General features: G+C 65.5%; 20 protein-coding genes and 1 riboswitch. Of the genes, 15 read left to right on the top strand and 5 right to left on the bottom strand.

The features are described 5' to 3' along the window. Nucleotides 1-46 precede the first annotated feature (46 nt). Nucleotides 47-637 (top strand): hypothetical protein, encoded by a 591-nt coding sequence (locus AC1DJB_RS07470; RefSeq protein ID WP_441437605.1) that lies wholly within the window; start codon nt 47-49, stop codon nt 635-637. Here the strand turns inward: AC1DJB_RS07470 and AC1DJB_RS07465 are convergent. Continuing rightward, nucleotides 610-1,551 (bottom strand): EamA family transporter, encoded by a 942-nt coding sequence (locus tag AC1DJB_RS07465; protein ID WP_441437604.1) that lies wholly within the window; start codon nt 1,549-1,551, stop codon nt 610-612. The two genes, AC1DJB_RS07470 and AC1DJB_RS07465, sit on opposite strands and share 28 nt — an antisense overlap. 72 nt (nt 1,552-1,623) lie before the next feature. Between AC1DJB_RS07465 and AC1DJB_RS07460 the strand changes: the two genes are divergently transcribed. Continuing rightward, nucleotides 1,624-2,583, top strand: coding sequence for a LysR family transcriptional regulator (locus tag AC1DJB_RS07460; RefSeq protein ID WP_441437603.1), 960 nt, complete (start codon nt 1,624-1,626; stop codon nt 2,581-2,583). Nucleotides 2,584-2,665: 82 nt separating this feature from the next. On the opposite strand, the gene AC1DJB_RS07455 is transcribed toward AC1DJB_RS07460, so the two are convergent. The 3 genes from AC1DJB_RS07455 to AC1DJB_RS07445 all read right to left on the bottom strand — a co-directional run bounded on the left by AC1DJB_RS07455 (nt 2,666) and on the right by AC1DJB_RS07445 (nt 5,715). Continuing rightward, entirely contained in the window at nt 2,666-3,196 is a 531-nt protein-coding gene (locus AC1DJB_RS07455) for a SixA phosphatase family protein (protein ID WP_059388618.1), read from the bottom strand. A 146-nt stretch (nt 3,197-3,342) separates the two neighbouring features. Further along, nucleotides 3,343-4,212 carry a winged helix-turn-helix domain-containing protein gene (locus AC1DJB_RS07450; RefSeq protein ID WP_059388617.1) on the bottom strand — a complete coding sequence of 290 codons (870 nt, stop codon included), beginning with the start codon at nt 4,210-4,212 and terminating at the stop codon, nt 3,343-3,345. 720 nt (nt 4,213-4,932) lie between these two features. Next, nucleotides 4,933-5,715, bottom strand: a complete 783-nt coding sequence (locus tag AC1DJB_RS07445) for a hypothetical protein (RefSeq protein WP_332602387.1) — start codon at nt 5,713-5,715, stop codon at nt 4,933-4,935. A 215-nt stretch (nt 5,716-5,930) separates the two neighbouring features. On the opposite strand from AC1DJB_RS07445, the gene AC1DJB_RS07440 reads away from it, so the two are divergent. From AC1DJB_RS07440 to AC1DJB_RS07380, 13 genes are all read left to right on the top strand, one after another. Continuing rightward, entirely contained in the window at nt 5,931-6,671 is a 741-nt protein-coding gene (locus AC1DJB_RS07440) for a response regulator transcription factor (protein WP_078106594.1), read from the top strand. 12 nt (nt 6,672-6,683) lie between these two features. After that, on the top strand, nt 6,684-8,162 hold the full coding sequence (locus AC1DJB_RS07435) for a sensor histidine kinase (protein WP_284988748.1): 1,479 nt from the start codon (nt 6,684-6,686) through the stop codon (nt 8,160-8,162). A 164-nt stretch (nt 8,163-8,326) separates the two neighbouring features. Continuing rightward, a riboswitch (cyclic di-AMP (ydaO/yuaA leader) is annotated at nt 8,327-8,500 on the top strand. A gap of 2 nt (nt 8,501-8,502) precedes the next feature. Beyond that, complete coding sequence (locus AC1DJB_RS07430) at nt 8,503-9,240, top strand: aggregation-promoting factor C-terminal-like domain-containing protein (RefSeq protein WP_441437601.1); 738 nt, start codon at nt 8,503-8,505, stop codon at nt 9,238-9,240. A gap of 160 nt (nt 9,241-9,400) precedes the next feature. Continuing rightward, a complete protein-coding gene (locus AC1DJB_RS07425; RefSeq protein ID WP_476910123.1) occupies nt 9,401-10,771 on the top strand; it encodes a bifunctional glycosyltransferase family 2/GtrA family protein in 1,371 nt (456 codons plus the stop codon). Next, nucleotides 10,768-12,849: a glycosyltransferase family 39 protein gene (locus AC1DJB_RS07420; protein WP_441437599.1), complete on the top strand. Its 2,082-nt coding sequence runs from the start codon at nt 10,768-10,770 to the stop codon at nt 12,847-12,849. The genes AC1DJB_RS07425 and AC1DJB_RS07420 overlap by 4 nt, the downstream gene beginning before the upstream one ends. A 6-nt stretch (nt 12,850-12,855) precedes the next feature. Beyond that, complete coding sequence (locus AC1DJB_RS07415) at nt 12,856-14,949, top strand: ArnT family glycosyltransferase (RefSeq protein ID WP_441437598.1); 2,094 nt, start codon at nt 12,856-12,858, stop codon at nt 14,947-14,949. 198 nt (nt 14,950-15,147) lie between these two features. Continuing rightward, nucleotides 15,148-16,680: a sodium:solute symporter family protein gene (locus AC1DJB_RS07410; RefSeq protein ID WP_059388613.1), complete on the top strand. Its 1,533-nt coding sequence runs from the start codon at nt 15,148-15,150 to the stop codon at nt 16,678-16,680. Continuing rightward, nucleotides 16,677-17,942 carry an AGE family epimerase/isomerase gene (locus AC1DJB_RS07405; protein WP_441437597.1) on the top strand — a complete coding sequence of 422 codons (1,266 nt, stop codon included), beginning with the start codon at nt 16,677-16,679 and terminating at the stop codon, nt 17,940-17,942. Before AC1DJB_RS07410 ends, AC1DJB_RS07405 begins: the two co-directional genes overlap by 4 nt. After that, on the top strand, nt 17,939-18,688 hold the full coding sequence (locus AC1DJB_RS07400; RefSeq protein ID WP_216363182.1) for a 6-phosphogluconolactonase: 750 nt from the start codon (nt 17,939-17,941) through the stop codon (nt 18,686-18,688). Before AC1DJB_RS07405 ends, AC1DJB_RS07400 begins: the two co-directional genes overlap by 4 nt. Continuing rightward, nucleotides 18,685-19,449, top strand: a complete 765-nt coding sequence (locus AC1DJB_RS07395) for a sugar isomerase domain-containing protein (protein ID WP_441437596.1) — start codon at nt 18,685-18,687, stop codon at nt 19,447-19,449. Before AC1DJB_RS07400 ends, AC1DJB_RS07395 begins: the two co-directional genes overlap by 4 nt. Beyond that, nucleotides 19,446-20,609, top strand: a complete 1,164-nt coding sequence (locus AC1DJB_RS07390; RefSeq protein ID WP_441437595.1) for an N-acetylglucosamine-6-phosphate deacetylase — start codon at nt 19,446-19,448, stop codon at nt 20,607-20,609. Before AC1DJB_RS07395 ends, AC1DJB_RS07390 begins: the two co-directional genes overlap by 4 nt. Beyond that, nucleotides 20,606-21,883: a neutral/alkaline non-lysosomal ceramidase N-terminal domain-containing protein gene (locus AC1DJB_RS07385; protein WP_441437594.1), complete on the top strand. Its 1,278-nt coding sequence runs from the start codon at nt 20,606-20,608 to the stop codon at nt 21,881-21,883. Before AC1DJB_RS07390 ends, AC1DJB_RS07385 begins: the two co-directional genes overlap by 4 nt. Further along, nucleotides 21,880-22,947, top strand: coding sequence for a LacI family DNA-binding transcriptional regulator (locus AC1DJB_RS07380; RefSeq protein WP_284988738.1), 1,068 nt, complete (start codon nt 21,880-21,882; stop codon nt 22,945-22,947). Before AC1DJB_RS07385 ends, AC1DJB_RS07380 begins: the two co-directional genes overlap by 4 nt. On the opposite strand, the gene AC1DJB_RS07375 is transcribed toward AC1DJB_RS07380, so the two are convergent. After that, nucleotides 22,882-23,559 (bottom strand): HAD-IA family hydrolase, encoded by a 678-nt coding sequence (locus AC1DJB_RS07375; RefSeq protein ID WP_306962603.1) that lies wholly within the window; start codon nt 23,557-23,559, stop codon nt 22,882-22,884. The two genes, AC1DJB_RS07380 and AC1DJB_RS07375, sit on opposite strands and share 66 nt — an antisense overlap. Nucleotides 23,560-23,606 lie beyond the last annotated feature (47 nt).

The raw sequence follows: 23,606 nt of genomic DNA, 5'->3' as shown, positions 1-23,606 counted from the left end.
GCGTCTTGGGGCGCGGCGCTGCCGCGGGTCAGGGATGATTAATCCCATGCGTCACATGGGGAACAGCGGAAAGCTTGCGATCATCTCTGCTGTGGTGTCTGCTGGTTTGCTGGTGCTCCTGGCCATCACCCTTGACGAAACCGTGATGTACATCTTCCTGGGGGCCCTGGCGATCGGCTACCTGGCGTGCGTCGCCGAGGTTTTCACCCGTCGCAGGTACTTCATGCTGGTTCTCGGGGCCATCTCGACGATCCTGTTCATCGCGTTCGGAATCGCGTTCCTGCGCATGTGGGGCCTCGCCTTCAACCAGGACGAGAACGCCCTGGGCAGCGCGGTGAGCACCAAGGACTCGGACATCTATTTCTACCTCGCCGCGCTTGCCGGCTGCAGCTCCCTGCTGATCTTGTTCGTGGGGGCGGTATGGCCATCGCGCCGTGCGAAGGCAGTGGCCCGTCCGGCTGCCCGGCGGCCCGCGCCCCGGCCTGCTTCGCGGCCTTCCCCGGCACCCGGCAGGACCGCCCAGCGACCGGCGGCCCGTCCGGCCTCGGGAACTGCGAAGCGCCCTGCACCACGCACCCCCGCCAAGCGCCCGACGTCGGGATCCGCCCCTCAGCGCAAGCCGGCCCCCAAGCGCTGACGCACTTCGGCCGCCGCCAGATCCCCAGGCTTCTCGCGCCGTTGCAGCACGGCAGTCGCGACGCCGCCCAGCAGGAGGAGCCCGCCGGCCAGTTCCGCCGTCGTAGGGACCTCTGAGATGAGCAGCCACGCGGCGGTCATTCCCACCACCGGGACCAACAACGTGAAAGGCACCACGGCCGAGCTCGGGTACAGGCTGAGCAGCCGGTTCCAGATGCCGTAGCCCACCAACGACGCGAAAATGGCGGTATACAAGGCGCTCAGGATGGTGGCCGGCTGAAGGTTGGTGAGGGTCCCGACGACGGCTGCCGGGCCGTCGACGATGAGCGACAGGGCCGCGAGGGGCAAGGGGACCACGGCCCCGGACCAGACCACCAGCCCCAGTCCCGAGGCCGCCTTGGCTTTGCGGGCGATGACGTTGCCCGCGGCCCAGGACAAGGCGGCGGCGAGCACGATCATGAGCGGCACCACGGGGGCCACCAAGCTTCGACCCACCGCCACCAGCGCTAGCCCGGCGACACCCAGCACAACCCCTGTCAGTTGCCGCTTGCTCGGCCGCTCCCCCAGGAAGCGGGCTGCCAACAGCACCGTCAGGAGCACTTGAGCCTGCAGGACCAGCGAGGCAAGTCCTGCAGGCATGCCGAGCGCCATGCCCAGGTAGAGGAGGCCAAACTGCCCGGCGCTCATGAAGAGCCCGACGCCGATGATCGCCTTCCAGCTGACGTCCGGTTTGCGGACGAAGAAGATGCAGGGGAACACCACCAGCACAAAGCGGATGGCCACGAACAGTAGAGGCGGCACGTCGGCCGCGCCACCGCTCCCGTTACCGGGGTGCAATCCAAAGTCGATCGCGACGAAATTCAGGCCCCAAAGGACGGCGACAAGGACGGCGAGTGCTGAGTGGCGGATATTCACGATTCAACTCTGACAGCCAAGCCAATGAAGCACCAGCGTTGAATTCTGCATCGGATCATGTACGTTTGCTTCATGATTGAGATTGCGGCGCTGCGGGCCCTCGTAGCAGTGGAACAGCAAGGCTCGGTGGTGGCTGCCTCGGAGGCCATGGGCTTCAGCCCCTCGGCGGTTTCCCAGCAGATCAAGAAGCTCGAGAAGCAAAGTGGCGTGACGGTCCTGGAACGCCACGGCCGCGGCGTACTACTGACCGACCGCGGCATGGCGTTGGCAGAGTACGGACGCCGGATCCTGGGCGAGTTGGAGGAGCTGCAGGCCACGCTGCTCGCCGACCCAACGAAGCCGAGCGGCGTGCTGCGGCTCGTGGCATTCTCCACCGCTTGCCGGGGTCTTGTGGGGCCGATGCTGGCGAAACTCGGCACGGCCCAAGCCGTTGCCGCCGGATCTTCGGCCGCGGCGGGCTCCGGGCTTGGCGCATCCGGGCTTGAGGTCCGTGTGGTGGCCGAAGACCCGCGCGAGGCCGTCCAGAGGGTCGCCACCGGGGAAGCCGATCTCGGCGTCGTCCACAATTGGCACTCCGTACCCTTGGTCATTCCGGAGAACATGGTCCACGAGGACCTCTGCCTGGATACCGCCGACGTCTTGCTGAACTCAGCCCACCCGCTGGCTGGCCGGACCGCCGTCGAGCCTTCCGACCTGGTGGACGAAAGCTGGATCAGCACGCCAGCTGGGGCCATCTGCAATGAGGCGTTGCTGGCGATCCTGGCAGGCCTGGGGCGCGTGCCGGACATCCGCATCTACGACCCCGACTTTTCCACCCATATCGCCATGGTCCAGCAGGGCGTGGCGGTGGCGCTCGTGCCACGGCTCGGTAGGCCCGAGCTCCCCGCTGGAGTGGTGGCGGTGCCCGTGGTCAATCCGATGCAGCAACGCCAAGTGGGAATCGTGTACCGGAAGACCATGACGGCGAGCCCCAGCATCCGCCACGTGGTCCGCTTGCTGCAGGATGTGGCGGCAGAACTCGACGTGGGCTAGCTCGGACCATCCGCGCGAGCTGGCGGCAGATGCCCTCTGGCCGCGCAAAAAAGGGTATTAGCTGCCAGTTCGCGCGAGGGAGCTACTTCTTTGGGCGCGGAACTGCGAAGTGGGTCAGCCGGGCATCCTGCCCATCGAGTTCTGCCCACGGCTTTTCAAGTTCCATGACTGTCATGGCGCTCGTGGGGTAGCGCGTTGCGGCGTCCATGTAGGCGTCATGGTCCGAGTCGCGGGAAGCCAAGTGCATCGCGAGGTCCTGCACGCCGGGCATGTGCGAAAAGATCATGAGAGTGGTGACGGTTTCCGGCACATGGTTGATGACGGTCAACATGCGTTGCGCGGAGGCGGCGTACAGGCCGTCCTCGAGTTTCGGCGTCGGGGCCTTGTCCCCCAGCTCGCTGCACACCCACGTGCAGGTCTGCCGGGTCCGGAGCGCGGACGAACACAGGATGAAATCCGGAATCACGTGGTGCTTAAGGAGCCATTTCCCGGCAAGAGGGGCTTCCTTGTGGCCGCGTTCGGCAAGGGGTCGCTCATGATCCGGCACACCAAGGGGCCAGTCCGACTTCGCATGCCGCATGATCACCAGCCGCTTGATGTGATGCTCGCTCATCCCCCCACCCTACTATCCCAACTGACTCGCATTTGTTGTCGTTTTGACGCCTGTAAACGACAACAAATGCGAGTTAGTTGAGTTGGCCGCGGAAGCGAAAGCGCCCGCCCCCAAAGAACGGAGCGGGCGCTTTGAGCGCGTGGGGACTAGATCGAGTATTCCGGAGCGGCCCAGACGATAACCTCGGGGTGCTCGTAGAAACGGTAGCCCTGGCCGCGCACGGTGCGGACCGTGTTTGCCAGGCGGCCGAGCTTGGAGCGTAGGCGCCGGATGTGGACGTCGATGGTGCGCTCGTTGGGGACCTCTTCGGCGTTGCGCCACAGGCCCTCGAGGAGTTCGTCGCGGCCCACGGTGCGGGTGCCGTTCTCGACGAGGTAGTTGAGGAGCTCGAATTCCTTGAACGTGAGGTTCAGGGAATCGCCGTCGAGGTGCACCTCACGACGGGCGAGGTCGATCAAGACGCCGGACGGGCGGGCTTCCTGTGCAGGCTGCGGGCGGAGCGCCTCGGAGCGCTGGCGGTTGCCAACGGTGGGGTCACCGAAAGTCGAACGGACGACGTCGAGCGCGGAACCGGGCGCGCTGGCCGGGGCTACTGCGACGGCGGCATAGCTCTCGGCGCCGGAAACGAGGGACTGCGCGTAGGCCCGGATTTCCTGGGCCAACTTGGCAATGGACGTTCCGGCGGCCGCGGCCGTGTCCTCGTCAATGCCCATGTAGAGCACGAAACCGCGGGCCACATTGTCATTAGCAACGGGACGGATAGAGCGGTCCGCTGGAGCCAAGACCGGCGTGGGCGCAGTCATCGGCGAGGCCTCGTTGGCGGGAACAGCGCGGAGCTGGCCGTAGGAGTTGGGGTTATAGCCCTGGGGGACGTAGCCGGGTGCCTGGCTGCCACCCTGCGGTGCGGGCTGGGCGTAGGCCGGGCGGTTGCCGAAGCCGGGACGCAGGCCGGCGTTCGACGCGGCCTTATTGGCGTTACGGACGGAGATGTGGACGTATCCGGATGCAACTGACATGGAGTGCTTACCTCAAAGTGAATAGCCGTCATCGCGGCTTCGAATGCTGGTCTGGTCCCCGCAATGAGATGGGGAGGGGCGCCCGACGCTGGGCAGGGGGCGAATGCCTGAAACTTGTTGGGGTCTTAAGTTAGGCATGCATTCGACAACAGCTCATCGAAGTACCAGCGGGTGCGCTGGGCTCGATCGCTGCGGCTGCAGATGCTGTTGAGTTCTTGTTCACATTTGAAGTGTGCAACGTAACAAAGGGAACTTGCAAGTAACAAAGGGCCGGACCGTCCACATTTTGAGACGAATCGGACTATTGTGCCGCACATCACAATTCACACATGTCCAAATGTGACCCATTCTCGTTCGTCACACTGGCTATTCTTGGCGCAATATTCGAATAAAATTTGATGGATTTGCCGTTTTCTGAATCTCAAGCCACGTCACGCGCTTGCCTTTGAATCTCGAGATATGAAACAACCCTTGTCCAATCCTGGATCGGCATCTCGTGAAAATTCTTTGGCAAATCGTCTGCTAGGACCCCCGCAATGGCCCTAGCCTCACGCCGCGCTCGCACTGGATGTCGTTTTGAAGGCCCGTAACGACATCAGCTCCGTGGGCCCACGCCGCTAGGGTTCCCTGGCCGTGGGGCCACGCCGGCGAGGGTCCCTGCCTGAGCTTGCGAAGGCCGGGACCCGGTGGGGACTTGCGAGGCGAGGGTGGCGGTGGGGACTAGTTGGTGGTGCCGGTTCCTTGGGTACTTGATGTGGTGGCAGTAACGATCTGGATGGACTGGGCCGTGTACTTGTCCGATTCCTTGAGCGCAGTGACCCTCACGCTGGATCCGGATTTCACATCGGCGAGGGTCAGGGTGGTGCCGCCGCTTCCGCTTCCACGTTGCCGCAGGCCTTCAGCTACCACGACGTCCGTTCCCAGCGCATAGGTTTTCGTGAACCCGTCCTCGCTCTTGACGGTCATGGAACTCGCTGAGATGTCGGTGACCGTACCCAACTGACCCGCCATGGTGACATAGCTGCCGTTCTGGAGGACCACGTATTCCGAGTGGACCGCGGCGTTCAGGCCGCCCATGCCGACGCCGAGCCCGCCAGGGCCTGCGTTCGTGCCGCCCGGGCCACCGAATCCGCCCTGGCCGTTCTGCCCGGCCCCAGGTCCCTGCGCGTTGGTGGTATCCGCGGCCGCGGTCCCGTTGCCGGCGGCATATGCACCGGCTCCTGCCGCAGCAGCGACCACCACCGCGACGCCGCCAACAATGAGCCCCTTCTTCAGGCTCCAATTCTTGAAAAAGGAAGGTCGGGGCTGTCCGGCGTTGTATTGCTGCGGAGCACCCCACCCGGCGGCCGGCTGCTGGTTCGCCGGCGGCTGCGGAGCACCCCACCCGGCGGCCGGCTGCCCGGCACCAGCCTGCGCAGAATCATCAAGGGGGCGGATCACCGGCTGCGGGTGTCCGTTCTCCGGCTCGGAACCAGGTACGGAGGGGTTGTTTTGCTGATCCATGGTGTTCTCCATCGAAATCGAGACTGTTTGGTCGTGATTGTTCTTGTCCCAAACAGCGTCAGCCGCTTTGCTGTGCGTTGGCTGTGTCGAACTGAAGGCTTCCCTGTGACCTGCAGAACCGCCACAACCTCCGGACAGGTGGCTAGGCTGGGACTCACAGGGTGCTCACAGCAACGGCAAAGCACTGGCAAACCGGCAGATTGGAGAGTTGTCCCATGGCATCCTCGCACTCCATGACCAACAACCTTCCGCAACTCAGCCACCCGGACGGTTCCCCCATCCGTGCCCTTGTGGTTGACGACGAACCCAGCCTCGCCGAGCTCATGAGCATGGGCCTCCGCATGGCGGGCTGGTCGGTGGCGGTGGCGGGCGACGGTCCCGCCGCGGTAAAGCTCGCCAAGGACTTCCGACCGGACGTCCTGGTGCTGGATGTGATGCTTCCAGGGTTCGACGGCGTCGAGCTGCTCGGCAGGATCCGCGCCTTTGCGCCGGAGGTGCCTGCGCTCTTCCTCACCGCCAAGGACGACGTACAGGACCGCATCGTCGGGTTGGCCGCCGGCGGCGACGATTATGTCACCAAGCCCTTCAGCATGGAGGAAGTCCTGTTGCGCCTGCACCGTCTGGTCCAACGCTCGGGGGTGGCCGCGATGGACACCGCCGAGCTGGTGGTGGGCGACTTGACCCTGAACGTCGACACGCGTGAAGTTACCCGCGGCGGCGAGGACATCCCGCTCACGGCGACCCAGTTCGAGCTCCTGCGCTACCTCATGGAGAACCCCAAGCGCGTGGTCAGCAAGGCCCAGATCCTGGACCGCGTGTGGGACTACGATTTCGGCGGCCAAGCCAACATCGTGGAGCTTTACATCTCATACCTGCGCAAGAAGATCGAGGCCAACCACCCGCCCATGATCCACACGGTGCGCGGAGCAGGCTACGTCATCAAGCCTGCCGAATAGCCGGGGCGCCGAATGTCCGCACTCTCGGGTATCCCCCGCCAGACCGACCATAGCTGGTTCAATCCTTCAACCTGGCACTTGCGCACGCGCTTGATCCTTCTCTCCATGGCACTCCTTGTGGCCATCTGCGGTGCAGTCGGGGTGGTCAGCTATGCCTCCATGGATGTGTTCCTCACGAAGCAGCTCGATCAGCAATTGATGCAGGCCTCCCACGGCCGCCCGCCGCAAGGCAACCCTGGCGGCCGTCCGGACCCGCTGGACCCCCGCGGCCAGAGCATCGGCACGCTCAATGCACGCATCCTTGCAGGCCAGGTGAGCAGCGATGCCGGCTTCTTGTCCTCCGATGCCACACGTGCGCCGTTGTCGCCCAGCGACGCCCGAATCCTGTCGGCGCTCCCGTCCGATGGCCGCCCGGTTGATCGCACGCTGTCCACTGGCGGCTACCGGCTGGTGGCCACCGAAACTCCATACGGCGATGTTGTCATCACAGGTCTCCCTCTCGCCTCGAAAGAGGACACCGAGGCCTCCCTCGTCTGGACCATGGTGCTGGTCTCCTTGGGCGGACTGGTCCTGATCGGGCTGGCCGGAACCGTGCTGATCCGCCGTACCATGCGGCCTTTGGAGCAACTCTCCGACGTCGCCACCAAGGTGTCGAAACTTCCGCTCGACGCCGGTGAAGTGGCCCTCGCGGTGCGTGTTCCGGCGTCGGCGGCCCATCCGAGCACCGAAGTGGGAAGCGTCGGCCATGCTTTGAACCTGATGCTGGACAACGTCTCGAGCGCCCTCGAGGCCCGCCAGCAAAGCGAAACCAAGGTGCGCCAGTTCGTCGCGGATGCGTCGCACGAACTACGCACTCCGCTGACCGCCATCCGCGGCTACACCGAACTCTTGCGCATGACCGAGACGTTCACCGAAGACGGGCGCAAGTCGCTGGGCCGGGTGCAGAGCCAGTCCGAACGCATGACCACCCTCGTGGAGGACCTCCTTCTCTTGGCCCGGTTGGACGAAGGGAAGGCCCCGGAATTCACCGATGTGGACCTCACGCAGTTGGTGATCGAGACCGTCAGCGACGAGAAAGTCATGGCCCCCGAGCACATCTGGCAGCTCAAGCTCCCGGATGAGCCCCTCACGGTCCGCGGCGACACCACCCAACTCCACCAGGTTTTGGCGAATCTGCTCTCCAACGCCCGCAAGCACACCGAGGCGGGAACCACCGTGGTCACGGGCGTGATGCGCTCCGCCGATGGCAGCGCCGTGGTGACCGTGACCGACAACGGCCCGGGCATCCCGCCTGAATTCCAGGGCAGGATCTTCTCCCGCTTTGCCCGTGCCGACGCCGCCCGGTCCGGCTCCGAGGGCACCTCCGGCCTCGGCTTGTCCATTGTGGAATCCATCGTTCAGGCGCACGGCGGCACGGTCGAAGTGGCGTCGCGGCCTGGCCGGACGGAGTTCGCGGTGCGGCTCCCGGCGCTCAGGACTGCCCCGGCCTGACGGGCGAACCAGAAGAGTACGACGCCGGTGCCCGGCGCGCGCAAGTCGACGCACCGGCGTCGTGATCTCCGTTACCTAAATGTGACTTAAGCTGGATCCTCCTGTACCGTCGAATAGGTGCGCTGGATCATTCCGGCCACCGCCGGGTAGGCGCCGAGCTCTGCCACTCCCCGGTGCCCAACAGTCCAGGCAGAGACGGGGGACCCAGGTCTCCGGGCAAGCGCTCATGTTGAGCCAGCCCTAGGGGTGAAGCCGTGCCGCCACGTTCCGCTGTGGCCACGGCCGGATGACCTCATCCGAATCCGACAGCTAACTCCGCAGGCGTCGAGAGGCAATCACCATGTCTGATTCCAAGGATCAGTCGCGCCCTGTTGCGCGCCACCGCGGCGAACCTGCCCGGAGAAACAAGTCACGTTCCACGCTGAGGCGAGCCGCCTCGAACCTCGGCACCGGCCAGCGCATGGCAGTTGTTGCCGGCGTCGTTGCCGTGTTCCTAGGCGCAGGCGCTGCCACCCAGGCCGCCGGACAAGCCATCAACGCCCAGGACATGAGCCGCACGTCCGAATCCCGCACGGTGGATCACTCAGCCACGCCTTCGGCCACCGCCACGCCGTCGGCGAGCGCAAGCGCGAGCCCCAAGCCGAGCGCTGCGTCGACGCCAAGCCAGGCGGCCGCGCCCGCTCCAGCCGCCGTCGCGCCCCAGGCTGCCGCACCGGCCGTACCCGCTGCACCCCCTGCTCCAGCGGCACCGGCTGCACCAGTCGCCGTCGATGATCCCTCCGGCGCCCAGGCCTACGCCGCAAGCATCCTTCCCTCCTACGGTTGGGGCCAGGGCGAAATGTCGGCCCTGATCACCTTGTGGAACAAGGAATCGGATTGGCGCACCACTGCCACCAACGCCTCCAGTGGCGCTTACGGCATTGGGCAGTCGCTGCCGGCCGAAAAGATGGCGTCCGAAGGCGCCGACTGGCAGACCAACTACCAGACGCAAATCCGCTGGGGCCTGAACTACATCAAGGAACGCTACGGATCGCCGTCCGCGGCATGGTCCTTCCACTTGGCCCACAACTGGTACTAAGCCAAGAGCCAACCACAAAGTACGTCGAGGTCCGTCCCTTCCGGGGCGGGCCTCTCCGTTTCTTGGCCAGGCAAGTGATGCGCCACGCTGGTCACACATCCACAGCCACGTCACAGGTTCCGCCTAAAGCCTTCATATTCGGCAACGGCACTCTGGATACATGACGCTCATCGAATCCACCTCCGGAACCCTGAAGGACCCCGCGGTGGTGCCGCCGGGCCTTCCCATCCAACCCAGCACTCCCATCCAGCGCGGCACGGGGCGGCGCGCCCCCGTGGACACCCACACCGCCATCCCCGTCCTCGACGTCACCATCCCCGTCTTCAACGAGGAACGCGATCTCGAAGAGTGCCTGCGCAGGCTTCACGGCCACTTGCGCGAATCCTTCCCGCATGGCTTCCGCATCACCGTGGCGGACAACGCGAGCACGGACGGCACGTTGAAAATCGCGGAGCGCGTAGCCCGGGAACTGCCTGAGCTCGCGGTTGTCCACCTTGACGAGAAGGGACGCGGCAACGCCCTTCGCAAGGTGTGGCTTGCATCGCCGTCGCCCGTTCTGGCTTACATGGACGTTGACCTTTCCACTGACCTCGCCGCACTGGCGCCCCTTTTGGCGCCGCTGATCTCCGGCCATTCGGACCTCGCCATCGGCACCCGACTGACCCGTAACTCGCGGGTCGTCCGCGGCCCCAAACGCGAGTTCATTTCGCGCAGCTACAACTTGATGCTGCACTCGTTCATGGGTGCCCGCTTCAGCGATGCCCAATGCGGCTTCAAAGCGATCCGGGCAGACGTCGCCCAGCAGATCCTCCCGCACACCATGGATAACTCGTGGTTCTTCGACACCGAACTCCTGGTCCTCGCCGAACGCTGCGGGCTCCGGGTCCACGAAGTTCCCGTCGACTGGATCGACGATCCCAATTCCAGCGTCGACGTGGTGCGGACCGCCCTCGCCGACATCCGCGGCATGGTCCGGCTTACCCGGGATCTCGTCTCGGGACGCATCCCGATTCCGGAACTGCGGGCGGCACTTGCACGCGGGCCTCTCCCGGCGTCGTCCCGCACTGCCGAGCAGAGCCCGCGCAGCAGCCTATTCGGGCAATTGGTCCGGTTCGCCGCGATTGGGGCTGCGTCCACCCTCGCCTATGTGCTCATCTTCCTGTTCTGCCGAGGCTTCATGGACCCGCAGCTGGCGAACTTCCTGGCGCTGCTCGTTACGGCCATCGCCAACACCGGCGCCAACCGTCGCTTCACCTTCGGCATCCAGGGCGGCAATCCCGTTCGGCACCACTTCGAGGGGTTGATCGTCTTCGGGATCGGCCTCGCACTCACCTCCGGGGCACTCGCCTTGGTGCACAGTACGACGACGCCGGACCGCTGGGGCGAGCTCCTCACCGTGGTCGCAGCGAACCTCGCCGCGACGGCAGTCCGCTTCCTGTTGTTCCGCCTTTGGGTCTTCCGGCAGCCTGCGGCGCCGTCGGCTGAACCCACGACACAAGCCAAAACGCGCACAGAAACGGCAGCATCATGACCTCCACGATCACTCCCGCAAGCACAGGACCCGCCGCCGGAAATGCTGACGCCGGCCCCGCCGTCGGGATTGCCGACGCACCGCGCCACTCGGCAGGCCCATCAACCCCGGACGCCACGCCCCGCTGGACCCGATACGCCTTTGGCCGGCAGCCCCGTTGGGTACGGCCGTCCGCCGCCGGGCTCCTCGTAGCCACCGCGTTCCTGTATCTCTGGAACCTCGCGGCCACCGGCTACGGAAACTCCTTCTACACAGCGGCCATTCAAGCCGGCACCAAGGACTGGACGGCGTTCCTGTTCGGATCACTCGACGCCGGCAACGCCATCACCGTGGACAAGCCTCCGGCCTCCTTGTGGATCCCTGCTTTGGCGGGCCGGATCTTCGGCTTCTCTCCCCTGAGCATGCTGGTTCCCGAGGCGCTGATGGGCGTGGCCGCCGTTGGATTCCTTTACTTGACGGTCAAGCGGGTTTCCGGACCAGGCGCTGGCTTGTTGGCCGGTGGGGCATTGGCACTGACCCCGGTGGCCGCGCTCATGTTCCGCTTCAACAATCCCGACGCCATGCTGACTCTCTGCCTGGTCCTGGCGGCCTACTTCACTACCCGCGCCATCGAACGGGCGGGCTGGAAGTGGCTCGCCGCTGCCGGCGCTGTAGTGGGCCTCGCGTTCCTGAGCAAGATGCTGCAGGGTTTCCTGATTGTTCCAGGCCTGGGACTCGCGTACCTCTGGGCCGCCCCGACCCCGTTGCGGCGGAGGCTGCTGCACCTGCTCGGCGCGCTGGCCGGAATCGCAGTAGTAGCCGGCAGTTATGTCGCCCTCTTCCAGCTGACCCCGGCATCGGCACGGCCTTACATGGCGGGTTCGCAAACCAACAGCTTCCTCGAGCTGACCTTTGGCTACAACGGGCTGTCCCGCATCACGGGTTCGGGCGAAGGCACGCCCGGCGGCGGCGGAGCGGGCGCCCCTGCTGGAGGCAATCTCGGTGGCCTCGGCGCCTTCGGCGGCGGCGGCGGTGGCGGCGGCAACGCCGGATTCGGTGGCGCTGCCGGGATCACCCGCATGTTTGGCACGAGCTTCGGCGCTGAGGTCTCCTGGCTTCTCCCTGCTGCACTGATTCTGCTGGCAGCCGGCCTATGGTTCACCCGCCGGGAAGCGCGGGCTTCCCGCACCCGTGCCGCGCTCATCCTGTGGGGTGGCTGGCTTCTGGTGACGGCGGGCGTCTTCAGCTTCATGAGCGGCATTGTCCACCCCTACTACGCGGTAGCGCTCGCACCGGCAATTGCAGCCTTGGTAGGCATTGGCAGCGTTGAGCTGTGGCGTGGCCGTGGATATTGGCCGGCCAGGATCGTCCTGGCCGTGGTCATCCTCGGTAGTTCGGCCTGGTCCGCGGTTCTCCTGGGACGCGACGCCTCCTGGCTTCCGTGGTTGCGCATCGTGATCGTCGTTTTCGGCGTGGTGGCGGCAGCGGCAATCCTGCTCCGCCTCGACTCGTTGCGCTTTGCCGGCCAAAACACGGCGGGGCGGTTCCGGAACGCAGCGGCCGCGGCCGTCGTCGTCGTTTCCCTTCTGGCCGGCGGCCTCGGAACAGCGGCGTGGACGCTCGCGACGGCGGCTACAGCACACTCCGGTTCCATCCCGACGTCGGGACCCAGCGGTTCCGCCATGGGCGGCTTCGGAAACCGCGCCGGTGGGTTCGGCGCAGCTGGTGGCGCGGGTCAGGCGGGAGGGCCCGGTTCCGAGGGAACGTCCGACGCCGGACTGACCGCCCTGCTGAAATCCACCACCACGAAGTGGTCGGCGATCGTCTCCGGTGCGACCCAAGCCGCAAGCCTTGAGCTCGCCACGAACACCAACGTGATCGCGCTCGGTGGCTGGAACGGCGGCGATCCCTACCCCACGCTGGCAGAGTTCCAGGACATGGTGGCCAAGGGACAGATCGGCTACTACATCGCAGGAGGCGGCATGGGTGGCGGCGGGTTCGGAGGCCAAGGCGGCAATTCCGAGGTAGCCTCCTGGGTACAGGCGAACTTCCAAGCCCAGACGGTGGGCAACTCCACGGTCTACAAGCTGACAAAGTAGATTCCGATGACCACTTCCTATTCCACAGGCACGGACTCCGAGGCAAGGCAGCCGGCTCCGCCGCCGCTGTTGGTGGGGCCGACTGCGCCGCAGGAAGCGGCCGTTCCCCACGGAGGGGGCGGCCGCGCCCGGGCCGGTTCGCCCCGCCGGTCCCGCCAGCCCCGCCGCACCCGCGGCCCGCATGCCCTGCGGCACCGCGTGGAGCTCGGTTTCGTGCTCCTGGCAACGGCGGTCCTTTATCTCTGGAATCTCGGCGCTTCCGGCTGGGCCAACGCGTTCTATTCCGCGGCGGCCCAGGCCGGTTCGCAGAATTGGGCCGCATGGTTCTTCGGATCGTCCGACGCCGCCAACTCCATCACGGTGGACAAGCCGCCGGCGTCGCTCTGGATCATGGACCTCTCGGTACGGATCTTCGGGCTGAGCTCCTGGAGCATCCTGGTTCCCCAGGCGCTCATGGGCGTGGCCACGGCCTGGCTGCTGTATCTGGCAGTCAGGCGAGCCGCGGCCCCCGCTTCCGGCGATCCACAGCTCGCCCACCGGGCCGGGCTGCTCGCCGCCGTCGTCATGGCCATCACCCCGGTAGCCACCCTCATGTTCCGGTTCAACAACCCGGACGCCCTGCTGGTGCTACTCATGACGGCCGCCGGCTACGCCACCCTGCGGTCCATGCAGGACAACAAACTGCGCTGGCTCCTGCTGGCCGGAGTGTTCCTTGGCTTCGGCTTCCTCACCAAGCAACTCCAGGTCCTGCTGGTGGTTCCTGGATTTGCGGTGGCGTACTTGGTTGCCGCGCCGGGTGGAGTGGGGCGTCGCCTGCTTCATCTGCTCGGCGCGGGGGCGGCCATGGTGGTCGCGGCCGGCTGGTGGCTCGCCGTCGTCGAACTCGTTCCGGCGAACATGCGGCCATACATCGGCGGCTCACAGAACAACTCGATCCTGGAACTGACGCTCGGTTACAACGGCCTCGGCCGGCTGAGCGGCCAGGAGACCGGCAGCGTGGGGGGCGGCAACGGTTGGGGAGTTCCCGGGCTGTTCCGGATGTTCAACAACGAATTCGGCGGCCAGATCGCGTGGCTGCTCCCTTCGGTGCTGGTCCTCGGGGCCGGGCTGCTGTGGCTGGGCCGGCGTGCCCCGCGCACGGATAGCGTCCGCGCCTCGGTGATCGTGTGGGGCTCGTGGGTGCTGGTCACCGGGCTCGTGTTCAGCTTCATGGCAGGCATCATCCACCCCTACTACGCGGTGGCGCTGGCCCCGGGCATCGCCGGGCTCGCGGGCCTGGGCGGGGCGCTTTTGTGGCAGCACCGCGCACAGCTCGTCGCCGCGGTCGTGCTCGCTGTGGCAGTGGCCGCAGCTGGATTTACGGCCTTCGGCCTCCTGGGCGGCACCACCGCTTATGGTCCGTTGCTGCGCTGGGCCGTGCTGCTGGGCGCATTGGCGGCTGCGGCCGGCTTGCTGCTCTCGGGACGTTTCCCGGTCCGCATCCTCCACCGCACGACGGCGGCGCTCGCCCTCGCGGCCTCCCTTGCCGGTCCGCTGGCGTACTCGATCTCTACCGCCTCCGTGACGCACAGTGGCGCAATCCCCAGCGCCGGTCCCGCGACTACGTTCGGTGGCTTCGGCGGCTTTGGAGCCCGGGGCGGCTTCGGGCAAAACAACGCAGCCCAGAACACTCCCCCGCAGACCCTCCAACAGCCGGGCGCCCAGGCCGGCGGCTTCGGAGGGAACCGGCAAGGCGGCGGCCTGGGCGGCCTGCTCGGCGCCACCACGCCGTCGTCGGAAATGGTTGCCGCACTGAAATCCGGCGCCTCGAACTACACGTGGGCGGCCGCCGTCGTGGGCTCGAACAACGCCGCCGGCTACCAGCTGGCCACCGAACTGCCGGTCATGGCGGTGGGCGGTTTCAACGGCACGGACCCGTCTCCCACCCTTGAGCAGTTCCAGCAGCTCGTGGCACAGGGCAAGATCCACTACTTCATCGCCGGCGGGACCATGCAGGCGAACAGCGGATCGGAAGCCCCCGCCCAGATCGCGCAATGGGTGGCTGCGAACTTCCAGTCACAGACCATCGGCGGGACCACGGTGTACGCACTGGCGGGGTGAGCCGGCTGGCTGAAGCACCCAAACGGGTTGTGGCGGTGACCGCGGAGTAATCCGAGGTCACAGCCACAGCCTTTCTGTCGCCCTCCAGGCCCCGCAAGAAAACTTTCAAAAAGACCCTTGTTTTGCAAACGTTTGCAGAGAAAAGTGGACGCCACTGCAGATCCCATTTCCAAGCTTTCGTTGCATCAAGGAGGATGTATGTATTTCGCCGACTGGCTCGTTTTAGGGGCCTACTTCGTCGTCATGATAGGGATCGGCTGGTGGGCCAAGAGCCGAGTGAAAAACGCCGCGGACTTCTTCACAGCCGGCGGGAAGATGCCGTGGTGGCTGGCGGGAATCTCCCACCACATGTCCGGCTATTCGGCAGCTGTCTTCGTGGCCTACGCCGCCATCGCCTACACCACCGGATTCGCACTGTATGTCTGGTGGGCGCTCACCATCACCATCGCCTGCCTTGTTGGCGCTGTCTTCTTCGCCCCGCGCTGGCCGCGCCTGAGGCAGCGTTTGGGAATCATCTCCCCGCTCGAATACCTGGCTACGCGCTACAACCTGCCCGCGCAGCAAGTACTGGCTTGGTCCGGTGCCGCATTGAAAGTCTTCGATGTTGCGGCCAAATGGGCGGCCAGCGCGATCCTGCTGAACGTGTTCGCCGGGGTTCCGATCGCCGTTGGCATCCTGATCGTTGGCGGGGTCACGCTCATCTATTCGACCATTGGCGGTTTGTGGGCGGACGCATTGACGGATATGGGCCAGTTCATCATCCAGTCCGTAGCGGGCATTGCGATGCTTATCTTCGCCGTGGCCAAGCTCGGGGGCGTTTCCTCGATCGCGGGAATCTGGTCCCGTCTGCCGGCCTCGCACTCACAGCCATTCGCGGGGGACTACACCATCGGATTCTTCCTCGCCTATTGCCTGATCAGCACTATTTCCTACAACGGCGGAACCTGGAACCTGGCTCAACGCTTCATCGCCGCTCCGTCCGGCTCAGCGGCCCGCAAATCAGTCCTGCTTTCGGGCGCACTGTATCTCGTGTGGCCTCTGGTGCTTTTCTTCCCGATGTGGGCCGCGCCGCTGATCCTGCCCAATCTGACGCACCCGGATCAGGCTTATGCGCTCCTGACCCAGCAACTGCTGCCGGCCGGCCTGGTGGGGTTGGTCGTCGCCGGAATGTTCTCACACACCATGGCCATGACGTCTTCGGACGCCAACGCGATTTCCGCCGTCGTCATCCGGGACATCATCCCTGCGTTGCGCGGTTCCCGGCAGCCCCTGACGTCGCGGGCGGAACTACTGGGTGGCCGGATTTCCACGTTCCTGTTCATCGGATTGTCGATGGTCATTGCCCTGAGCGCGGATTCATTCGGCGGGGTCCTGGGCCTGATCATCCTCTGGTTCGGTGCCTTGGTGGGGCCGATCGCCGTTCCCATGCTGTTGGGGATGTTGCGCCCGTTCCGGCGCTGCGGCCCATCGGCAGCCCTGTTCTCCTGGGCCACCGGTTTGCTCGTTTTCGCACTCGCAAAGTACGCTCTGGCCGCTCCCATCGCGAGCCTGGGCACGGCCAGTGCGCAGACAATCAACGTGGCCGCTCCGGTGCTTGCCTCGGCGATCGTCTATTGCGTCTTCGGCTGGCTGCGCCCGTGGCACAACGAAGCATCCGACGCCCTTGTCGAGTCCCTTGACCGGGACCTTGAGCCGGCCACATCGATTCCAGTCGAAAGCACCGTGGCATGAGCGCAACTGGATCCGAAATACGGGATCAGCTGCTCAAGGGAGTCCTCCCCTGGTGGCTCGAGAACGGGGTGGACAGGGAAAACGGAGGGGTTTTCACCTGCTTTTCCAACGCAGGGCGGTTGCTTTCGAACGAGAAATATACGTGGTCCCAAGGCCGCTGGGCTTGGCTCTGTTCAAGGATTGCGCTTGACAGCGGGGACGGGATCATCGCGGAAAATCCCCAGTTGTGGGCTGCCTTGTCGATTGAAACGGCCAGGTTCATCCAAGAACACGCCATCTTGGACGGCAGCGTGACGGCATACCGCACATCGGCTGAGGGGCAGGCGCTACCGTCCGGACCGCAAGGCGAGATCGCCGTCAGCGTACTGGCCGACCTCTTTGCGGCCTTGGGCCTGGCGGGTGCAGCCCGGCTTCCCGAAGCGGCTGGCCGCGAACGTGGCGAGTGGCTCCAATCAGCCCATGCGCTTCTCGCCCACGCCGAAGAAAGAATCGAGGCCCGGAAGGCTCCGTCCGAGCCCTACCCCGTCCGCGCCGGATTCAAGGACGCGGCCGGGCTGATGCTGCTTCTGAATGTGGGCGCCCAACTCCATTTGGCCTGCGGCTCTGTTGAAAGCGCCGAAACAGCCGGTGCCGCGCTTTCCCAGCTGCTCGGCGACGGATCCGCCGAAGGCATGTGGAAGGCCGACACCTGGTGGGAATACCGGCCTGACAGTAGCGATGACCTGGACACGCTCCTGGCCCGCCACCGCACCCCCGGCCACTTGTTGGAGATGCTCTGGATGGTCATGGAAGCCGCCGAAATAGTGCCCGGACTTGCACCACGTATTCCGGATTGGCTACCGGACCTTGCCATCCGTGCCCTGGAAGCGGGTTGGGATGACCAGCATGGCGGCATCTTCCGATACGTCGACAGCACCGGGGATGAACCGCGGGGCAGGCTTTTCGGCAACGACCCCTACGAAACGTTGGTGACCCAAACGTGGGACACCAAGCTGTGGTGGGTCCAGGTTGAGGCCCTCTACGCAACCAGGCTGCTCGCCGAGCGTTTCGGGCGGCCCGACCTCCTGGAGTGGCATGAGCGGATCTGGTCCTACACCCTCGGCACCTTTCCGGATCCCTCCGGCCAGGAGTGGCTGCAAATCCGCGACCGCGAGGGGAAGCCCCTCGACAAGGTGGTGGCGCTGCCCGTCAAGGACCCCTTCCATATAGCCCGATCCCTCCTCCTGACTACTGAACTAGAAACCCGAAGGACACACACGTGACAGCACTGACCACTTACAGCCCTGTCGTTTCCACACACCCGGACCGGGCCGCACTGGGGGAACACGCCGGCGCGCATGCAGCGGAAACGCTGCGCAAGGCGCTCCGGAACCAGCGGGAGGTCCGGCTGATGCTCGCAGCAGCTCCCAGCCAGGAGGCAACGCTTCAGGCGCTCGTCCAGGAGCCCGGCATCGATTGGAGCCGCATAACGTGTTTCCACATGGACGACTACCTCGCGCTCGAGCCGGACGCACCCCAAGGATTCGGAAACTGGCTGCAACGTACGTTCTTCAGCTTCCTTCCGCCCACCACCTTTCACCGCATCAACCCGGGGAACCCTGCCCAAGACGAAGCGGAGCGCTATGGCACGTTGATGGGCCAAGATCCCTTTGACCTCGTCTTGCTCGGATTGGGGGTCAACGGCCATCTTGCCTTCAACGATCCCCCGGCCGACCTCGCCGACCCGCTGCCCGCCCGCGTCATCAACCTGGACCAAGTAAGCCGCCAGCAACAGGTGGACGAAGGGCATTTCGCCGGTTTCGACGACGTTCCGCAGCGCGCCATCACCGTCTCCATCCCGCGTTTGCTGCATGCCTCCGAAATCATCGCCTCCGTGCCAGGCCGTGCCAAAAGGACTGCCGTCCACAACACCCTGAACCAGCCGATCAGCGGAGACCATCCGGGTACTGCGCTGCGCACGCACCCCAACGTCACCATCTACCTCGACGCCGAATCCGATCCGCGATGAACTCAAATGAGCAGCTCTCGGGCGACTACCTTGGAAAAATCACCGAGCTCCTCGGGCGGATCCGCCTGGAGGAAGCCGAAAACATCAGAGTCGCCGCGGACATTCTCGCGGCCCAGGTAGCCAAGGACGAACTGGTACACATCTACGGCCCGGGCGGTCATTCGAACCTGGCAAGCCAGGAAGTGTTCTTCCGGGCAGGCGGGTTGATGCACGTCTCGGCCATTTTGGACGAAGGCACCTTGCTCTCCGGCGGCGCCCTCCGCTCTATGGCCATGGAACGGACTCCGGGTTACGGCCGGATCGTCATCGAAGACGCGGGCCTCGGACCCGGGGATGTCCTCATCCTGGTCAACGCCTACGGCATCAATAGCGCGCTCATTGACGCGGCGCTGACGGCATGCGAACTATCGGTCACGACCATCGGCGTTTCCTCGCGCGAGCACGCGGAGGAAACAGCCGGTGACCACCCCGCACGGCATCCGCAAAAACTGAACCTGCACGACGTCGTCGACCACCACATCGACACGAAGGTTCCGGTCGGAGACGCCGTCATGGAGGTCCCCGGGGCAAAGGAAAAAACGGCCGCAGTGTCCACCTTCGCCAACGCCTTCACCCTCAACTGGCTCATGATGTCCACCATCGGCAAGCTGAACGAAATCGGCATTGAGCCGCCATTGTGGCGATCGGGAAATGCTCCAGGCGGGGACGAAGCCAACCAGCAGTTCATTTCACGTTTCAAAGGACGGGTACACAAGCTGTGACACACCCCAAAACGATCGTGGGCAAAGACCCCCACCGGGGGATCAACATAGAAATCGCCTACGACACGACCATCCTGTCGGAGCGGGAGATCGGCCCTGACCAAGGGGTGCCCGTGATCGCGCCGGGATTTATCGACGGCCAGGTCAACGGTTACGGCGGCCTGGACGTCAACTCCGCCGACGTCTCGCCGCAAACCATCATCAACCTGAGCGCGGAGCTTGCGAAACTGGGCGTCACCACGTGGGTCCCGACCATTGTGACAGCGTCGGAGGAGGCAATCATCGGCGCGCTCGAACAGATCAAGCGTGCCTGCGACATTGATCCGACCACCAGGGCAGCCATCCCCTGCGTGCACATCGAGGGTCCTTTCATCTCGGACCAGGACGGTCCCCGCGGCGTCCACGACGTGGCCTTCGTCCGTCCCTTGGACGCAGATGAGATTCGGCGCTGGCTTCGCGCAAGCGGAATGGTCGGCATCGTCACCGTCTCCCCACATACGCCCGATGCGCCGGCCCAGATCGCCCGGATCCGCGAACTCGGCGTCGAAGTGGCCATTGGACATACGCACGCGAGTCCTGAACAAATCACGGCTGCCATCACCGCGGGAGCCCGTCTGGCCACCCATCTGGGCAACGGCATCGCCACCACCCTGCCAAGGCATCCGAATGCCCTGTGGACTCAACTCGCTGACGACCGGCTCACGGCGGGACTCATAGCGGACGGCCACCACTTGCCCAGCGATACGCTCAAAGTCATGATCAGGGCAAAGACCCCCGACCGCGCTTATCTGGTGTCTGACAGCACCGCACTGGCCGGTAGCGCGCCTGGCCGCCACCGCACTTCCGTGGGCGGCCTCGTGGATCTCGCTCCTGGCGGGAGGCTCTCCCACGTGGGTACGGACCTGCTCGCAGGGGCCGCCGCTACCCTCCCGGACGGATTCCGCAACGTGATCCGCAACGTCGGCCTGGAGCTACCGGAAGCCCTCAAAATGGTGACGTCCACTCCCGCCCGGGTGATTCCGGGCACCCGGCCGGGGCTCGGCCACCTTCGAGTCGGTTCCCCGGCAGATTTCGTCCTGATCACCGGGGAGGGACCCGGAGCCGGGACCATTACCGAGGTCATCCAGTCCGGCCGGAAAGTATCCGGCGGACCGGAATGAGCACCCCCCAAGCCGAGCAGGGCGTCCTGAGGGTGGGCGCCGCCGTCGTCGGGATCTCGCCGCCCGCAGGTACCCCAATGGCCGGATTCGCGGCGAGGACTAACCCGAGCACCGGTGTCCACGATCCCCTGACCGTCCGGGCGTTGGCTGTCGATGACACGTGCTGGATCACCGTGGATGTGTGCGGCCTGCACGAAGACACATGCACCCGCATCGCACGCGGCCTGCCCTTCATGCCGGAACGTGTCGCGATCACCGCGACGCATACCCACGCAGGTCCGTGCGTTATGCCGGGCCGACTCGGAGGCCATGACCCGGGTCTCCTGGAGGAGATCGTCGTGGCTTGCCACGAGGCCGCCGAGACCGCGTTGGCCTCCCAGCAGCCTGCCACCTTGCATTACGGCGAATCGCGCGGAGTGGACATTGCCAGGAACCGACGCCATCCCGAACGTGCCGTGGACCCGCCCGTCCAAGTCGCCACATTCAGCGACGAAGCCGGACAAGTGCTTGCCTGGATCCTGCTCTATCCGTGCCACCCGGTGGTCCTGGGTCCGGAAAACCGGCTCATCAGCGGCGACTATCCGGCGTTCACCAGGAGCGTCCTGGAGGAACGTTCCCCAGGCTCAGTGGCCCTTTTCCTGCCCGGGACCGCCGGTGACATCAACTCGGGCCATCGTGCCGACGCGTCGTACTCGCTTTCCGGCTCAACCGGCAGGACGATGGAGCAGGCGCGAAAGATCGGAGAACATGTGGCGGCATCCGCGTTGGGGACCCCGCTATTGCCGGTCTTCGGTTCCCGGGAGACCTCGGCGGCCCGGAGGACCGTCGGCGTCGCAATGAATGCGCGCGACGCGGTTTCCCCCTCGGCGTTGGGCCGGCAGTGGGAGGCCGAAGCGGTTTCTGCCGAACCGGGCCGGCGATCCCTTCTCAACACGTGGATGCAGTGGGCGATGGACCGCGGTCCCGACGACAAAATGTCCTGGCGCGCGCCAGTGAGCGTCTTCAACTGGCAGGGCCTGACCCTCGTAGGACTACCCGGAGAACCATTCTTGGCCGCAACGGAAGCCATCGCCTCCGAGCTCGAAGGGCCCGTATTCGTCACGGGCTACACCAACGGGTGCCCCGGATACTTCCCGAGCGCGGACGAATATGACTTCGGAGGATACGAAGTGGAGGACGCGCACCGCTATTACGGTATGCCTGCCCCCTTCGCGCCTGGCAGCGCGGAAGCCCTGGTCCGTGCCGCATTGGAGCTCGCGGGTGAGCCCCAATGACGGGCCGTCCAACCATCACGCAATTGGCGGCCGAACTCGGCATAGCCCCCTCAACCGTGTCCAGGGCCTTTACCCGGCCAAACCTGCTCAAGCCCGAGACGGTGGCAATGGTTCAAAAGGCTGCCGAAGCCGCCGGCTACGTACCGAACCATCACGCTCGCGCCCTCTCGACAGGACGCGCCGGCGCGATCGGACTCATCGTGCCGGACATCGCCAACCCGTTCTTCCCTCCACTGGTCCGCGCGGCCCAAAACTACGCGAGCGACCTCGGACTGTCCGTCTTCTTGGCGGACACGGATGAAGACCCCACCCGGGAAGACCGCCTCATCTCACGGATGGCGCCCCAGGTCGAAGGGTTGATCGTCGTATCCTCCCGGCTCGCTTCGTCCCGCATCCGGCAAATCGCCGATTCCCAGCGGGTAGCCTTCATCAACCGCGATGTTCCGGAGACGTACCGGATCCTCCTGGACACCGCGGCCGCCATCCGCTCCGGTCTGACGCACCTGTCCGGGCTCGGCCACCGCCGCATCGCCTACGTCGGCGGGCCACCACAATCATGGGCAAACAAGCAGCGCCGCTCGGCCGTGGACAACTTCTCGAAGGCCCACGCCCTCGAGGTCATGCACTTCAGTGCGGACCCGGGCACCTATGACGCCGCGAAGGCTCTGAGCGATTCGGTGGCAGCGTCCGGAGTCACCGCAGTCATCGCTTTCGACGACGTGATCGCGCACGGCTTGATGGGCGGGTTCGCTGCCGCGGGCGTTGACGTCCCGAAGGACTTGAGCGTCATCGGATGCGACGACACCCTCGCGACCGAAACGTTTCCTGCCCTTTCGACGATCGCGGTCAACGTCGGTGCTGCAGCCCGGCGCGCCGTCGCCGCCCTCTCCGAGAACCCAGGCTCAACCAGCCTGACGGGCGCAAGGATCATCTTCGAGGGAACCCTCGTCCTCAGGGGAACAACAGGACCGGTCCGTCCCGCATCCAGCCCGCTGACGCTAGAACCGGAGCTCGATCACCCATCGACCGGAAGCGTCCAGGCTCGCCGTGGCAGTGACAGCTGAATAGTCCGCGATCTGCCACAGCCCATCCGCCGCCTCGCCGCCGGCGTCGCCCACCACCACGGTCCGCATTCCGGCCGCACGGGCGGAAGCGATGCCCGCGGGGGCATCTTCGAAGACGACGACGTCGGCCGGCTCGGCACCCAGCAGCGCTGCGGCCCTGAGGTAGCCTTCCGGGTGCGGTTTGCCACGGGTCACGGCCTCGGAGGTAACAGTGGTCGCGGGCATCTCGAGTCCGGCTGCCTGCATGCGCACCCCGGCAAGGATCCGATCGGCCGAGGTGACCATGGCGACGGCGTCGGCAGGCAAGGACCGCAACAGTTCCGCGGCTCCGGGCAACGCAACGATCCCGTCCGTCCGGGTCCGTTCCATCTCGCCGAGTTCCTCCGCGAGCGCGTCGATGTCAGCTCCGGCGGGTGCGAAACGGCGCACCGTGTCCTTGGCTTGGACACCGTGTGAAGTCCGCAGGATCTCCTCGATGTCCAGTCCGTACCGGCCCGCGAATTCGCTCCAGACTTCCTCCACGATCGCGGTGGAGTCCACCAAGGTTCCGTCCATATCGAAGAGGACAGCCCGGACGGTCAGGGTTTTCACGGCTTCAGCAGGCAGGTTCATGCATCCATCCTGCCGCTGAAGCCGGTCTGCGGCCCAACTCTTACGGT

Source organism: Arthrobacter sp. 01T428 (assembly GCF_056398685.1).
This window is presented reverse-complemented; position numbering and strand designations above follow the sequence as displayed.

Bases quoted from the DNA above. Each gene is read 5' to 3' on its own strand.
- AC1DJB_RS07430 (WP_441437601.1), top strand. From the start codon at position 8,503: ATGTCTGATTCCAAGGATCAGTCGCGCCCTGTTGCGCGCCACCGCGGC.
- AC1DJB_RS07420 (WP_441437599.1), top strand. From the start codon at position 10,768: ATGACCTCCACGATCACTCCCGCAAGCACAGGACCCGCCGCCGGAAAT.
- AC1DJB_RS07445 (WP_332602387.1), bottom strand. From the start codon at position 5,715: ATGGATCAGCAAAACAACCCCTCCGTACCTGGTTCCGAGCCGGAGAAC.
- AC1DJB_RS07470 (WP_441437605.1), top strand. From the start codon at position 47: ATGCGTCACATGGGGAACAGCGGAAAGCTTGCGATCATCTCTGCTGTG.
- AC1DJB_RS07395 (WP_441437596.1), top strand. From the start codon at position 18,685: ATGAACTCAAATGAGCAGCTCTCGGGCGACTACCTTGGAAAAATCACC.
- AC1DJB_RS07375 (WP_306962603.1), bottom strand. From the start codon at position 23,559: ATGAACCTGCCTGCTGAAGCCGTGAAAACCCTGACCGTCCGGGCTGTC.
- AC1DJB_RS07425 (WP_476910123.1), top strand. From the start codon at position 9,401: ATGACGCTCATCGAATCCACCTCCGGAACCCTGAAGGACCCCGCGGTG.
- AC1DJB_RS07450 (WP_059388617.1), bottom strand. From the start codon at position 4,212: ATGTCAGTTGCATCCGGATACGTCCACATCTCCGTCCGTAACGCCAAT.
- AC1DJB_RS07410 (WP_059388613.1), top strand. From the start codon at position 15,148: ATGTATTTCGCCGACTGGCTCGTTTTAGGGGCCTACTTCGTCGTCATG.
- AC1DJB_RS07405 (WP_441437597.1), top strand. From the start codon at position 16,677: ATGAGCGCAACTGGATCCGAAATACGGGATCAGCTGCTCAAGGGAGTC.
- AC1DJB_RS07385 (WP_441437594.1), top strand. From the start codon at position 20,606: ATGAGCACCCCCCAAGCCGAGCAGGGCGTCCTGAGGGTGGGCGCCGCC.
- AC1DJB_RS07455 (WP_059388618.1), bottom strand. From the start codon at position 3,196: ATGAGCGAGCATCACATCAAGCGGCTGGTGATCATGCGGCATGCGAAG.
- AC1DJB_RS07460 (WP_441437603.1), top strand. From the start codon at position 1,624: ATGATTGAGATTGCGGCGCTGCGGGCCCTCGTAGCAGTGGAACAGCAA.
- AC1DJB_RS07440 (WP_078106594.1), top strand. From the start codon at position 5,931: ATGGCATCCTCGCACTCCATGACCAACAACCTTCCGCAACTCAGCCAC.
- AC1DJB_RS07435 (WP_284988748.1), top strand. From the start codon at position 6,684: ATGTCCGCACTCTCGGGTATCCCCCGCCAGACCGACCATAGCTGGTTC.
- AC1DJB_RS07380 (WP_284988738.1), top strand. From the start codon at position 21,880: ATGACGGGCCGTCCAACCATCACGCAATTGGCGGCCGAACTCGGCATA.
- AC1DJB_RS07415 (WP_441437598.1), top strand. From the start codon at position 12,856: ATGACCACTTCCTATTCCACAGGCACGGACTCCGAGGCAAGGCAGCCG.